Consider the following 13,528-nt stretch of genomic DNA (forward strand, 5'->3'; position numbering starts at 1 on the left):
AAGTGACTAAATAGCCCAGTTTAAATATGTGAAAAGTAAACATCATTTCTATACTTAGCATGAAATCTTTGTTAATTTAATTCTTATTCTATACGCTATTTTGAATTCAATTGTAGCGACGTATATTCAATTCTAACAATACAAAAACTAGGGTGATTCACTATGTTGCAACTTAACCCATCCCAGCTTGTTCGATTTATTGCTCCTATCATCTGCATCAGTAGTTTTGGATTGCTCAGTGCTTGTACCAACATCGCTCAATCAGATCCCACAAAATCTCAAACTGTCACAACTTCCCTTCCACAAGCCAGTACACTTTTTTATGGTGGCTCGATTTTGACCATGCAAGGGATGTCACCACATTATGTAGAAGCATTGTTTGTCAAAGATGGAAAAATTGTCTTTGCAGGTGATTTAAACCAAGCACAGAAACTCAAACAAAAGAATACTCAAGTAATTAACTTAAAACGTCATACTCTACTCCCCGGGTTTATCGATGCACATAGCCATTTAAACAGTGTGGGTTTACAGCAAACTGTTGCCAACCTCTATCCAACACCAGATGGCAATGTATCCGATATCCCCTCTCTGATTCATGAACTTTCCTTGTGGCAACAAAAAAATCCTGATTTTATTAAGGCAACCTCAGGATGGATTATTGGCAATGGTTATGATGATGCGCAACTGAATGAAAAACGCCACCCAACTGCTGATGATTTAGACTTGGTTTCGACCAACCATCCTATTATTGTCTTACACCAATCAGGTCATTTAGCCTCAGTCAATCATAAAGCGCTTGAGGTTTTAAACATCAATCAGAATACACCTAATCCAACTGGAGGGATTATTCGCCGTAAAGCAAATTCTCAAGAACCCAATGGCGTACTTGAAGAAGCTGCCGTTTTCTCAGCAATGGCAACTGCTTTTAGTCAAGTGCCACCTGAGATCATGCAAAATATGGCAAAAACAGCGCTCAATACCTACATCAAAAATGGCTATACCACCGTACAAGAAGGTCGTGCTGATCACGGCACAGCTGAATTGTGGCGAAGTTTTGCCGCTATCAACCAATTAAATATTGATGTTGTAGTTTATCCCGACATCATGAATGAAAAAAACTACATGCTTAAAAATGGCAGCAGTCTAAATTACCAAAACCATTTTAGAATTGGCGGGGTAAAAATCAGCCTAGATGGTTCTCCTCAAGGCAAAACTGCATGGCTCACTCAGCCTTATCTTGTTCCACCAGAAGGCAAAAGCAAAGATTATCGAGGTTATCCTGCTTATCCTGATATCAAACAAGTTCAAGATGCAATTAATCTTGCTTATCAGAATCACTGGCAAATTCTTGCACATGCCAATGGAGATGCTGCAATTGATCAATATTTAACAACCATTGAAAAAGCAAATACTCAATATGGATATGCAGACCGCCGTAATGTCATTATTCATGCCCAAACCATGCGTGAAGATCAATTAGATCAAGCCAAAAAACTTGGACTGATTCCATCATTCTTTTCATTACACACCTACTATTGGGGTGATTGGCACAAACATGAAACGCTTGGCGCAGAACGCGCTAACCGAATCTCCCCAACTGGATCTGCTTTACGCAAGAATATGATTTTTACTGAACATCATGATGCGCCTGTTATTCCACCCAAGAATATGATGGTGATTGATGCCACTGTGAATCGAACGACCCGTTCTGGAGATGTTTTAGGTGAAGATCAAAAAGTCAGTCCCTATATTGCTTTAAAATCAGTGACTGATTGGGCTGCATATCAGTACTTTGAAGAAAAAAATAAAGGTACTTTAGAGCAAGGAAAATTGGCGGACCTTGTACTTTTAGATCAAGACCCTTTAAAAGTCCCTTCTCAAAAGATCAAAGACATTAAAATATTAGCGACCTATAAAGAAGGTCGATTGATTTATCAACGCCCTCAATAAAGATCAAAAAGGATAAGTCATGCTCAAGCAAAAAATTTTAATCATGATTTTATTCCTGCTCAGTGGTTTTGCTTATGGCGATATTTCCATATTCAAAGCCACTTTTCCAGCGTTGAAAAATAACAAAGCGCCACATCAACAACACCACATCGAAAAGCTGCCAGCGACCAGACTTAATCATGATGTTTTTGTCGACACGTATATTGCTGCCATTCCCAATCCATTTAACGATACTGGCTTTTATAAAGACGATTCCGTATGTAACAACAACAAAACCCAAGCTGTGAAGTGTCAATTTAATTATCAATTGTCCACAACACAGGCTAAAAATTTCAAAATTATCTTGTTACCTGGTATTGGTCCCGTACTCATCCCTAAAACATGGCAGGTCATCAGTACAGATTTAGGACCTTCTGGTGTCGCTTATGCTGTACTCGCAAGTTCTCAAAAAGATGAAGCGATCACAATTTACAATTCATCTGCTTGTGTTGGCTGTGCCATGCACAGTGCCAGTTTATATTTTCCAAATGTTCGAAAACTCAGTCTAGCCAATGAGTTTGGTGCTATTGAGGACAAAAATCATCTATTAAAGATCGTCAGAGTGAACAAAAACAAAGTTTATTTTAGTTATCAGATTCCCAACCACAACGCACATACACATGGTATCGCCTACTATAGCGATGAAAGTGACGGTAATGACATCACCAACTTTCAAGAAATCAAAGTCACGCTCAAACCGCAACACCAAACTTGGGCACGTGATATCTTAAATTTTTATCAAAGCACGCATTAAAATAGGTCGACTAAAACAATCGGAATTGATTTGGTCAGTCGGATTTTGACCTCAAGCCAATTCTGAATTATATTATTTTCAGGAAAATTAAAGCTAGATGAACAATAAAGCCAACCATCTGCATGGAGCGCCAAATGAAAAACATTACTGAATGGTTTGATGAATATAGTGAAAGTCATCAAAACAAAACCAATAAAGCCATCCATTGGGTCTGTGTTCCTGCGATTTTATTTGCCATCATTGGAATCCTTGCACATTTTAGTGCCTTGCTTACAGCCCTTCTTTTAGTGCTTACACTGGTTTTCTACACCCGCTTAGATATTGTGCTTGCTGTCGCCATGACCGCATTGATTGCCGTCATGGCATGGGTGATCTACCTGCTTCCTGTTGGCGTTGGTTTTTATATTGGCGTGTTTGTTTTGGCATGGATTGGACAGTTTTATGGGCATAAAATTGAGGGTAAAAAACCTTCATTTTTTAAAGATCTTCAATTTCTCTTGATTGGTCCTGTATGGTGCATGGATGCATATCTAAGTAAAGTACTGCCAAAATGGAAAACACGCCAAAAACTGGCTTTTTAAGGTAAATACATTGAGGGGAAATTCCGCACTGAGGTTCCCCTCCATTTCCTGTCAATTGAATAAATAAAACAAACCATAGAAACACAGTAGACTTAGACCAAGATTGACTAAGATTTTTTTAGAAATCAGCGCTAAAACAATACATACGATCGCTGTTAAAAAATAAGCATCCAAAGGTAAAGCTCGCAATTGCTGATCATTGAAGAACACAATCGGTGCACAAATGGCGGTGAGTAAACAAGGTGCAGAATACTGCAACATATTTTCAATCCAATGCGGTAACTTAAATGCAACTTTGGGTTCGAGAAAGAAATATCGATTTAGAAATACAATAAATGCCAAGCTTAGTAGCAATAACCATGTCATTGTTGAACTCCTAAGCTTCTAAGTCTTATCAACTTTGCTGCACACATCGCACTCAACATGCCAAAAATTCCTGATAATACAATGCTGCCTTCGAATTGAAGATATTTAAAGATACAGGCAAAAATTAAGGTAAAGATCACCCCAATCAAGGTCGCTTTGTTTTTAATCATTGGTACAATGATGAGAATAAATACCGCAACAATCGAAAAATCGAGGTGTAAACTTTCTAAATTAGGTATCGACTGTGCCAGCAAGATGCCAAATAAGCTAAATAAACACCATGCTAAATAAAAACATAAGCCAGCGCCAAATAGATAAGCGAAGGTTCGTTGCTTATTTTCCCCTATTCCCACTGCAAATAATTCATCGGTTAACAGAAAGCCAATCACCAATCTCTGTCTAAAAGAAAATTGAGTAACATCCTTACGGAAGTTCAAGGCATAAATCAAATGTTGACTGGTTAAGAAAAACACCGTAATAAAAATGGTCCAAACCGAAGCCCCCGCCATAACCAAACCCAAACTCACCAGTTGAGCAGCACCTGCAAATACAACAGCCGACATCGAAAAAGCCTGAGCAAAGGTCAATCCTGCGTTGATGGCCATCGAACCTGCCAGAATCCCCCAAGGCAATACAGCGATTGATAAAGGTAAAATATCAACAACACCTCGTAAAAATGCTTTTTTATTCAAGTCGGATTGCGATTGAATGTCAGCAGAACAAGGTTCAAATTGATGACTCATTAATTAAATCCAAAACCACGAATAGGATGAGTATCTTCAAAAGCAGTGGACGTGGCTTGCATGAAATTGCTGCTTTATTGCTGTCTAAGGATTTCTTATAACGTTTAAAAGATGTTGAACTAGGCTAAATATTCAAAGTGCTTAAATATTGGGACGGTGTTACGCCCATTGCCTTTTTAAAATGTCGATTAAAATGGCTTTGATCTGAAAAGCCACAATTTTGTGCTGTCATTGCGATCGTATAACCTTGTTTTAATAATTGCCGTGCTTTATGCAAACGGACTTGTACCAACCAACTGTGTGGCGGCAACCCTGTATACTTTTTAAATTCTCGCAAAAAGTGCCAAGGACTCAATCCTACAGTTGCAGCCAAATCAGTCAAAGAATAATCTCGCTCAGGAAAAGCATTCAATAAATCTTTGACAATTTCAACTTTACGTTGTGCTTCAGGAAGCTCTGCGGGTGTTAACTTTGCTCGACCATAGCGACTGATTAAACGAGCCAAAGTTGATAAATACAGACTTTCCTTGAGCAACGTATTTTCTTTTTGTTCTAATAGATCAAACAATAAGGTAAATTGTTGTGCCAAGCCAACATCGTGAACAACAGCATAAGGAAACCAAGGCACACTATTTTTGACACTAAAAAAATCTTGCCCTGCCTCAAGCAACATTTCGGGTGTTGGATAAATTGCTCGGTATTTCCAACCCGACTCAACCGCAGATGAACCTGTGTGAATTTCATCTGCATTGACTAAAATAATGTCACCTTTCGGCGCTGTATGTAACTGCCCTGTTCGATAAAAACTTTGCGCACCATCTTCAATCACACCAATACAATAACCTTCATGCACATGCTTTGAAAATTGCTTATGGTGATACTGTGCTTTTAACAACTCCAATCCACCTAATTCTTTAAGGTGGAAATAGTTTGCCCACTCCTGCATGTTTTCGATTCAAACGCCTTCTGATGGCTTAAAAATAGCACGATTAGAAACAAGGTATAGAACAAAATTGCTGTCGAAATCTGAATAGAATAACAATCAACTAAATTTTATAGAACTGAATGAACAATGCACTATTTATTGATAGGTTTTTCCATCATGCTTTAACCAACCATCTTCATGACGGCGACTTGGATCATGATGTGTCCAATGAATCACACCACCTTGATTACTGTATTCATACTCTCCAAAAAACTCAACACGATCGCCTTTACGTAAATGATCAATTCGTGGTGCTAAATCAATATTATGTGCGACCAAGACAGTTAAACCGTTATCCAATGAAAGTATGAATTTTTGATGACGTGAACCTTGAGTATCGTCACGTAATATTGCTTTTACTCGCCCTTCCGACTGAACTTGAACATTACTCAACTTTCCATCAAAAGCTTGACGAATAACCGTTAACCCTTGCTGATTTTGACTATTGTTTGACTGCGTGTTTTGAAAATTTTGCTGATCACTTGATTTAGAATCAAATTGTGCAGCACGATTGTTTTGATCTTGGGAATTAACTTGAGCTTGCCCAGTTGATGCCTTGTTTTGTTGGTTTAGGTCAATACCAAAATAAGCAGCAACAATTACAGCGATTGCAGCACCAATACCAAGTTGCGTTTTGTTTGCCATTAAGTTTTAGTCTAAGCAATATGAATAATAGAGATTATAAAAGAATAACGCTCATCATTTGTATAAAATCATTTTACTGATTCTTCTTGAATTTTTTTCTTTAAAATCAATAGCAATAAAAAACCCCTCAAATGAGGGGTTTTCAATAATTATACTCAGAAAGTAAAATTATTTAGCAGCAGCCTGAGCAGCAGCAACTTCTTCAGCAAAGCTCATTTCAGCTTTTTTCTCAATACCTTCACCTACTTCGAAGCGAACGAATTGAGCTACAGTTGTTGCAGTCGCTTTCAATACTTCAGCAACTTTTTTGTCGTTGTCGATAACGTATTGTTGACGCTCAAGAACAACTTCGTTCAAGTATTTTTCAACTGAACCAGTTACCATTTTTTCAACGATGTTTGCTGGTTTACCAGATTCGATTGCTTTAGCTTCTGCAATTTCTTTCTCTTTAGCGATAAGATCAGCAGAAACGTCTTCAGCAGTTACAGCAACTGGGTTGAACGCAGCAACGTGCATTGCAATACCTTTACCAGTTTCAGCAGAACCTGTGTAAGAAACAACAACACCAATTTTTAAACCGTGTTTGTAAACTGCAAGGTTTTCACCTTCTACAATTGCAGCACGACGAACTTGAATGTTTTCACCGATTTTTTGAACAAGCGCAATACGAGCTTCTTCAACAGTTGAACCGTCTTCAAGTTTCAATTCAGCAATTTGAGCAGCGTCAGTTACGCCAGCAGCAAGTGCAGCAGCAGCAACTTTAGCAGAGAAACCAGCAAAGTTTTCGTCTTTCGCAACGAAGTCAGTTTGACAGTTTACTTCTAAAAGAATTGCTTTGTTACCTTCTTGAGCAATCGTGATTGCACCATCAGCAGCAATATTACCAGCTTTTTTAGCTGCTTTTGCTTGACCTGATTTACGAAGGTTATCAATCGCTAATTCGATGTCACCGTCTGCTTCTGTTAATGCTTTTTTGCATTCCATCATTGCAAGACCAGTACGGTCACGTAATTCTTTTACCATGCTCGCAGTAACTGCAGTCATGTTGTTCTCCTAAATACGGTAGAATATGAATCTGTTCAACAAAAACGGCCCAAAGGTTTCTCTGGGCCGTTTTGCTTTATCGACGCTCAATTTGTCATCATTTTAATTCACAAAAATGACAAGCTTGCGTCAAAACGCATTAAGCCTCAGGAGCTTCTTTCGCAGCTTCTTCGCCTTTAGCTTGAGCATTTGCTTGAGTTTGAGCGTATTCTTTACCAGCAAGAATCGCATCAGCCATTGCAGAAGCATAAAGTGTAACAGCACGGATCGCATCGTCGTTACCAGGAATAACGAAATCTACGTTATCTGGGTTAGAGTTTGTATCAACGATACCGATTACTGGAATACCAAGGTTTTTAGCTTCTTTAATCGCGATTGCTTCGTGATCAACGTCGATGATGAACAATGCGTCAGGTAAACCACCCATGTTCTTAACACCGCCTAAAGAGCGTTCAAGTTTTTCCATTTCACGAGTACGTTCTAATGCTTCACGTTTAGTAAGTTTAGCAAAAGTACCATCTTGTGATTGAGTTTGAAGATCTTTCAAACGGTTGATTGACTGACGAAGAGTTTTCCAGTTAGTCAACATACCACCCAACCAACGGTGATCAACATAAGGTTGACCAGCGCGCTGAGCTTGCTCACGAATGATGTTAGAAGCAGCACGTTTTGTACCAACGAACAATACTTTGTTCTTTTTGCTTGCTAGATTGTTAACAAAATTCAAAGCATCATTTAACGCAGGAACAGTGTGTTCAAGGTTAATGATGTGAATGCGGTTACGCGCACCAAAAATGTATTGACGCATTTTTGGGTTCCAGAAGCGAGTTTGGTGACCAAAGTGCGCACCAGCTTGAAGAAGGTCGCGCATGCTTACGTTGTAATCTGCCATTTTCTTTACCTTAAAAGTTTGGGTTAGGCCTCCATATGTCCGCATTCTCCACCCTTTCAGGCACCCAGAGTAATGTGACGACATATGTGCGGATTTTTAAATTGCCCTTATCAAAATTTCCATAAACGATTCATAAAGAAAGTCACAGAAAGCATTTGATAAATTGGGCGGCTATTTATACCATAGTCACATACAAATTTCCAAAAGTTTTTAAAGATCATGAACAGTACTTACGAAGCGCCCCGTCGATTAATCAAAACCGCAGATGAAATTGAGAAGATGCGTGTTGCAGGTCGATTGGCTGCAGAAGTTTTGGATATGATCAAACCGCATATCAAACCAGGTGTCAGTACACTGGAGTTGGATACGATTTGTCATGACTATATTGTCAATACACAAAATGCTATACCTGCATGTTTGGGTTATGGCGCTGCACCCGGCCGACCGGCTTTCCAACATGTGATTTGTACTTCTGTGAACCACGTGGTATGTCACGGCATTCCGTCTGAAAGTAAAATCCTGAAAAAAGGCGATATCCTGAATATTGATGTCACAGTGATTAAAGATGGTTACCACGGCGATACCAATATGATGTATGTCGTTGGTGGAGAAACTTCAATCATTGCAGACCGTTTATGTAAAGTTGCTCAAGAAGCAATGTACCGTGGTATGGCAACCGTTAAACCAGGCTCTACAATTGGCGATATTGGTGCTGCAATCCAAAAGTATGTTGAGTCAGAGCGTTTTAGCGTTGTCCGTGAATATTGTGGTCATGGTATTGGCACTGTATTCCATGACGAACCCCAAGTTTTACATTATGGACAACCAAACTCAGGTATGGTTTTAGAAGAAGGTATGACCTTTACCATTGAGCCGATGGTCAATGCAGGCGTTTGGCAAACCCGTTTGATGGGCGATAAATGGACTGTCGTAACCAAAGATCATAGCCTTTCAGCGCAATACGAACATACACTTCTAGTCACTAAAAATGGTGTTGAAGTTTTAACCGCGCGCCCTGAAGAAGACTTGTCTCGCTTTCAGAAATAAATAAGTCATTGACTAAACTGACTTGAGTCATTTAAGAAAAGGTCATATTGATATGACCTTTTTTTATTACTGCAATTTTCCACTATAAATAAGATATTGTTTTAAAATATTTTTTACCGTAAAAATCTTCTATTTTTACAATGTAATGCAATATTAACACAATTACATAGATGCTAAGATTATCAACCCGATGATAAATAAAACATTAAAAAAAGAACATTCACTTAAAAAAAGACCTTGCAAAAGCAACATTCAAACACAGCAAAAAATCCTAATAATAAAAATACATAAAAATTAGTATCAATTGCGGACATGGAGTCCAATTCTATGAAGAAATCATTACTTTGCATGATCACCACATGTGTGACTTTACCTATGATGGCACATGCGGATTCACCTTATTTCAGTTTTAAAGATGGTGATGGATTTAAGCGATTTTCTGTATCAGCAGGCTGGTTACATGCTATGCCACAAGGCAATGGCAATCCCATCAAAGTGAATACCGCCGTTGCTGAAGGAACCCAATCAAAAGTAGGAGATATTTCTAAAAAAGCTGTACTAGATGCAGCTGTTAAGGAATCAAATCCTTTTCTATATGGTGCAATCGGTCTTTTAGGTGACACAATTCCCAGTGCTTTAACTGGTACAGCGACTGTCAATGGCTTATCGAGTTGGACTGCTGAAGGTACAGGCTTAACAGCAAAAGATGTTGATACTTTTGGCTTGATGGGCAATTATTACTTTACTGACAATATTTCTCTAGAGTTTAAAGCGGGTATTCCACCTAAAGTTGAGATTGAAGGTAAAGGTCAAATCTATGCCCCTTTGACAGGCAAAGATTCAACTCCACTCGGGAGTATTGACTTACAGAAAGATATTCCGATTACCGATTTATCCAAGCACTCTAAAGCAGCATCGGCAACTGCATGGTTACCAGCAGCAGAGTTACATTATCAATTTGGTAAATCTGGTGTAAATAAATTTCGACCTTATCTTGGTGTCGGTGTGATGTATGCACATTTCACCCATTTAAAAGTCGATAATGGCGTGAAAGATGATTTGATTGCAGCAGGTCATATGATTCAAAATGTCTTAGATAATCAAGCAGGTGCTGCACTTGACGGTAAACTATCTTCAGCAAATCCTGTAGTCAAAGTCAAAGCAGATGATGCTTGGGCGCCTATGGCAACATTGGGTGCAACCTATGACTTTAATGAGCGTTGGTTTGGCGTAGGCTCAGTAACTTATGCTCCTATGAGTAGCGATGCCACAATTACCATTTCAAACTCAAATACCAATAAAGATCTTGTTACGGCTAAGACTAAAATTGATATCGATCCTCTGATTACCTATGTGGGTGTAGGTTACCGTTTTTAATTTCTGAGACTAAAATGATTTTCTTGAAAAATCATTTAATCAATAAATTAAAATCATTGACCTAAACCGAGCAGATTGATCACTAAAATTTATCGATCGATAAAATTTTATTCTATCGCTAAGTCCCATTGAATCCTCTACAATTCTCATATGATGATTCAATGGACCACTTATGTCAGCGCTACAGGACGACACTCGCTTTTCTAAACCTCTCATTTATATGCTCATTGGAAGTGCTTTTATTCTGGCACTTTCTTTGGGTGTGCGTCATGGTTTTGGACTTTATTTAGTCCCGATGAGCCATGAGTTTAACTGGAGCCACCAAGTTTTTAGCTTGGCAATTGCTATGCAAAACTTACTCTGGGGTGCTGTTCAACCCTTTACAGGTGCACTTGCTGATAAATACGGCAGTAAAAAAGTTGTTGCAGTTGGTGGTGTACTTTATACGATTGGCTTGTTGTTGATGTCAGTCAGTTCAAATGCCCTTTTACTTGACCTTAGTGTCGGTTTAATTATTGGCTTAGCTCTCTCTGCAACTTCGTTTTCGGTACTGCTTTCAGCAGTTGGGCGTGCCGCTCATCCAAGAAAACGCAGCATGGCTATGGGGATTGCAAGTGCGGCAGGTTCATTTGGGCAATTTATCATGTTGCCTACCACCCTCCTACTGATTAAAAACTTTGGATGGTCTTCGGCACTGGTCATCACGGCAGTCTTGGTTGTATTGATTATCCCATTGGCATGGATGCTGAAAGCACCAATGTATACCCCGCCAAATGCAGTCAAGCAGGCGCTAAAACCGAGCTTAACCTTTAAGCAAATTTTAAACATTGCCTTTCATCACAAACCTTTTCTGTGGTTGGCCTTTGGTTTCTTGGTATGTGGATTCCAAGTGGTGTTCTTAGGTATCCATCTTCCTGGCTATCTGATTGATCATGGTTTTGATGCTTCAACAGGTACAGTATTTCTTGCACTGGTTGGATTATTTAATATTGTAGGAACCTATGCCGCAGGTTGGTTAGGCGATAAATATTCAAAACCTCATTTGTTAATGGGTCTCTATGGCTTACGAGGCATAACCATTATTGCATTTTTGATGCTGCCACTGAGCATCTGGACGGTATATGCTTTCGGCATCATTATGGGGATTCTTTGGCTTTCAACGGTTCCTTTAACCAATGGCATTGTTGCCAATATGTTTGGTGTAAAATATTTAACCATGCTCAGCGGTATTGTATTTTTCACCCATCAAGTCGGCTCATTTTTTGGTGGCTGGTTGGGTGGCTTAAACCATGATATAACAGGTAACTACAACATCATCTGGGGTTGTTCAATTGCGTTAAGTCTGTTTGGCGTTATTGTGCACTTCTTCGTGAATGAGGAGGCGGTTGTCGATGACTGATACTGATATATGGTTAAAATTTGCTGTTTGGGGTGTCATTATTCTATTGTTGCTCTTGTCTAGCCTACTGTGGTTTAACACACCTGAATTGTTTGAATATTTTAATATGGCTTTTTGTGCACACTAATTTGAACTAAATTTGACGACTTAAACGTTTGAGCTGAATCTCAGTGCGATTGATTCGAAAGCGTTCAAAAAAAGCTGCCAGACAATCGTGCTTATGGCAGCTTTTTTAAAATTCACTATTCAGTCTTTATTTTTTGAATAAAAAAGTTTAGACATTAAAAAGACCATTTCACAATGGTCTCTTTAATGATCAATCTTAGATGACCTTAAGCTGATTTGCGTGAGTTTACTCGCCCTTGAATCACAGCTTTGACATTATTTTTGGCATAATTCAAGAATACTTTTAATGGTGAAAGTTTCGGATTTGGCTTTTTGCCTTCACCGATCGCTTTAAATTGAGCGGCATACCAAAGGATTTCCATAATTGCCATTTTATCAACAAAAGGAATACCGGTTTTGATTTGCTCTACTGCGTAGCGCACATCTCGACCTGCGATCAAATGATTACTCACATCAGGCTCTACTGCCAAAGGACGAGCAATACCAATAAATTCGCAAGCGCCACTCTCCAGTGCTGCATTCATCCCTTGCGCTGTGCGGAAACCACCTGTCACCATCAGATGACATTTGACCTCTTTACGGATTTTTTCAGCAAAATCTAGGAAATATGCTTCACGTGCAATAGTGCTTTGTTTACGCTTGTCAGCCTTTGCTCCCGCCATTGCTGGTGCTTCATAAGTTCCACCAGAAATTTCGATAATATCAATACCAGCTGCATCAATCGCTTTGAATACTTGCACCACTTCTTCTTCAGTAATTCCACCACGTTGAAAGTCCGCAGAGTTCAACTTAACCGATACAATAAATTTTTCTGAGGTTTTGGCACGAACTGCTTGATAAATTTCCAATAAGAAACGCATACGGTTTTCAATTGAACCGCCCCACTGGTCTTGACGCTTATTGGTCAACGGTGAGAGAAATTGGCTGATCAAATAACCATGTGCGCCGTGGAGCTGCACCCCTTCGAATCCTGCTTTTTCACAAATCCGCGCTGATTCTGCAAAACGCTGGATAATATCTAAGATTTCAGCTTCACTTAACGCTCGAGGAGTCCCAAATGTGGTTGCCAGTAATGGACTAAACGGTACGGCAGATGGCGCAACTGTTTCTTTATTTAGCCCTTTTGGACACTGACGTCCCGGATGTGACAATTGAATCAATTGCACCATGCCGTGTTTTTTTCCGATATTTGCCCATTCAGTCAATTTGGCAAGATCTCGCTCGGTTTCAACCACAACCACACCCGGCTCATTTTTAGCACGGAAATCGACCATCACATTACCAGTGATCGCACAACCCAAACCACCTTTGCCCCATGCATCATACAGTCCCAAATGCAGTTGATTGGGTTGTCCGGCATGGTTTGCCAGTGCCTCACTCATCGCACCTTTAATAATGCGGTTTTTAAAAATGGTCTTATTTATTTCTAATGATTCTGCAAGATGGCTCATGGTCAAATCTCTTCAATGATTAGAGTTTTTACTCTATTTTAAATTTAACATAGTTCAAGCGTAAATCTGACAATTTAATTTGTCAATTTTGTAAGTGTGACTGAAGAGATTAAAATTGCTCAATCATTA

The 13,528-nt window shown here is 39.2% G+C and carries 13 protein-coding genes; 6 read left to right on the plus strand and 7 right to left on the minus strand.

Annotated elements, in window-relative coordinates; translation table 11 throughout:
- Nucleotides 1–162 precede the first annotated feature (162 nt).
- The 3 genes from F938_RS06270 to F938_RS06280 all read left to right on the plus strand — a co-directional run bounded on the left by F938_RS06270 (nt 163) and on the right by F938_RS06280 (nt 3,324).
- The gene (locus F938_RS06270; protein ID WP_005030415.1) at nt 163–1,950 is read left to right on the plus strand and encodes an amidohydrolase; all 1,788 of its coding nucleotides are present in this window, start codon (nt 163–165) and stop codon (nt 1,948–1,950) included.
- A 19-nt stretch (nt 1,951–1,969) separates the two neighbouring features.
- Entirely contained in the window at nt 1,970–2,743 is a 774-nt protein-coding gene (locus tag F938_RS06275; RefSeq protein WP_005030416.1) for a DUF4850 domain-containing protein, read from the plus strand.
- A 134-nt stretch (nt 2,744–2,877) separates the two neighbouring features.
- Nucleotides 2,878–3,324, plus strand: coding sequence for an Mpo1 family 2-hydroxy fatty acid dioxygenase (locus tag F938_RS06280; protein WP_005030417.1), 447 nt, complete (start codon nt 2,878–2,880; stop codon nt 3,322–3,324).
- 51 nt (nt 3,325–3,375) lie between these two features.
- Here the strand turns inward: F938_RS06280 and F938_RS06285 are convergent, their stop codons facing one another.
- The 6 genes from F938_RS06285 to rpsB form a co-directional block, all read right to left on the minus strand.
- Nucleotides 3,376–3,690: an AzlD domain-containing protein gene (locus F938_RS06285; RefSeq protein WP_005030418.1), complete on the minus strand. Its 315-nt coding sequence runs from the start codon at nt 3,688–3,690 to the stop codon at nt 3,376–3,378.
- The gene (locus F938_RS06290; protein ID WP_005030419.1) at nt 3,687–4,433 is read right to left on the minus strand and encodes an AzlC family ABC transporter permease; all 747 of its coding nucleotides are present in this window, start codon (nt 4,431–4,433) and stop codon (nt 3,687–3,689) included. The genes F938_RS06285 and F938_RS06290 overlap by 4 nt, the downstream gene beginning before the upstream one ends.
- A 124-nt stretch (nt 4,434–4,557) precedes the next feature.
- A complete protein-coding gene (locus tag F938_RS06295; RefSeq protein WP_005030420.1) occupies nt 4,558–5,379 on the minus strand; it encodes an AraC family transcriptional regulator in 822 nt (273 codons plus the stop codon).
- 135 nt (nt 5,380–5,514) lie between these two features.
- The gene (locus tag F938_RS06300) at nt 5,515–6,063 is read right to left on the minus strand and encodes a DUF3465 domain-containing protein (protein WP_004831702.1); all 549 of its coding nucleotides are present in this window, start codon (nt 6,061–6,063) and stop codon (nt 5,515–5,517) included.
- 168 nt (nt 6,064–6,231) lie between these two features.
- On the minus strand, nt 6,232–7,107 hold the full coding sequence (gene tsf / locus F938_RS06305; protein ID WP_004722025.1) for a translation elongation factor Ts: 876 nt from the start codon (nt 7,105–7,107) through the stop codon (nt 6,232–6,234).
- Between the two features lie 139 nt (nt 7,108–7,246).
- The gene (gene rpsB, locus F938_RS06310) at nt 7,247–7,999 is read right to left on the minus strand and encodes a 30S ribosomal protein S2 (RefSeq protein WP_004831703.1); all 753 of its coding nucleotides are present in this window, start codon (nt 7,997–7,999) and stop codon (nt 7,247–7,249) included.
- Nucleotides 8,000–8,218: 219 nt separating this feature from the next.
- On the opposite strand from rpsB, the gene map reads away from it, so the two are divergent.
- From map to F938_RS06325, 3 genes are all read left to right on the plus strand, one after another.
- Complete coding sequence (map, locus tag F938_RS06315; RefSeq protein ID WP_004831704.1) at nt 8,219–9,046, plus strand: type I methionyl aminopeptidase; 828 nt, start codon at nt 8,219–8,221, stop codon at nt 9,044–9,046.
- 327 nt (nt 9,047–9,373) lie between these two features.
- Entirely contained in the window at nt 9,374–10,423 is a 1,050-nt protein-coding gene (locus F938_RS06320; protein ID WP_005030424.1) for an OmpW/AlkL family protein, read from the plus strand.
- 172 nt (nt 10,424–10,595) lie between these two features.
- A complete protein-coding gene (locus F938_RS06325) occupies nt 10,596–11,822 on the plus strand; it encodes an MFS transporter (protein ID WP_005030426.1) in 1,227 nt (408 codons plus the stop codon).
- Between the two features lie 332 nt (nt 11,823–12,154).
- Here F938_RS06325 and F938_RS06335 read toward each other — a convergent pair whose 3' ends face one another.
- Nucleotides 12,155–13,399 carry an NADH:flavin oxidoreductase/NADH oxidase family protein gene (locus tag F938_RS06335; protein WP_005030428.1) on the minus strand — a complete coding sequence of 415 codons (1,245 nt, stop codon included), beginning with the start codon at nt 13,397–13,399 and terminating at the stop codon, nt 12,155–12,157.
- Between the last annotated feature and the right edge of the window lie 129 nt (nt 13,400–13,528).

Source organism: Acinetobacter bereziniae LMG 1003 = CIP 70.12, assembly GCF_000368925.1.
Lineage (GTDB): Bacteria > Pseudomonadota > Gammaproteobacteria > Pseudomonadales > Moraxellaceae > Acinetobacter > Acinetobacter bereziniae.

Coding starts and splice junctions, on each gene's coding strand:
- F938_RS06270 (WP_005030415.1), top strand. CDS start 163: ATGTTGCAACTTAACCCATCCCAGCTTGTTCGATTTATTGCTCCTATC.
- F938_RS06275 (WP_005030416.1), top strand. CDS start 1,970: ATGCTCAAGCAAAAAATTTTAATCATGATTTTATTCCTGCTCAGTGGT.
- F938_RS06280 (WP_005030417.1), top strand. CDS start 2,878: ATGAAAAACATTACTGAATGGTTTGATGAATATAGTGAAAGTCATCAA.
- F938_RS06285 (WP_005030418.1), bottom strand. CDS start 3,690: ATGACATGGTTATTGCTACTAAGCTTGGCATTTATTGTATTTCTAAAT.
- F938_RS06290 (WP_005030419.1), bottom strand. CDS start 4,433: ATGAGTCATCAATTTGAACCTTGTTCTGCTGACATTCAATCGCAATCC.
- F938_RS06295 (WP_005030420.1), bottom strand. CDS start 5,379: ATGCAGGAGTGGGCAAACTATTTCCACCTTAAAGAATTAGGTGGATTG.
- F938_RS06300 (WP_004831702.1), bottom strand. CDS start 6,063: ATGGCAAACAAAACGCAACTTGGTATTGGTGCTGCAATCGCTGTAATT.
- tsf (WP_004722025.1), bottom strand. CDS start 7,107: ATGACTGCAGTTACTGCGAGCATGGTAAAAGAATTACGTGACCGTACT.
- rpsB (WP_004831703.1), bottom strand. CDS start 7,999: ATGGCAGATTACAACGTAAGCATGCGCGACCTTCTTCAAGCTGGTGCG.
- map (WP_004831704.1), top strand. CDS start 8,219: ATGAACAGTACTTACGAAGCGCCCCGTCGATTAATCAAAACCGCAGAT.
- F938_RS06320 (WP_005030424.1), top strand. CDS start 9,374: ATGAAGAAATCATTACTTTGCATGATCACCACATGTGTGACTTTACCT.
- F938_RS06325 (WP_005030426.1), top strand. CDS start 10,596: ATGTCAGCGCTACAGGACGACACTCGCTTTTCTAAACCTCTCATTTAT.
- F938_RS06335 (WP_005030428.1), bottom strand. CDS start 13,399: ATGAGCCATCTTGCAGAATCATTAGAAATAAATAAGACCATTTTTAAA.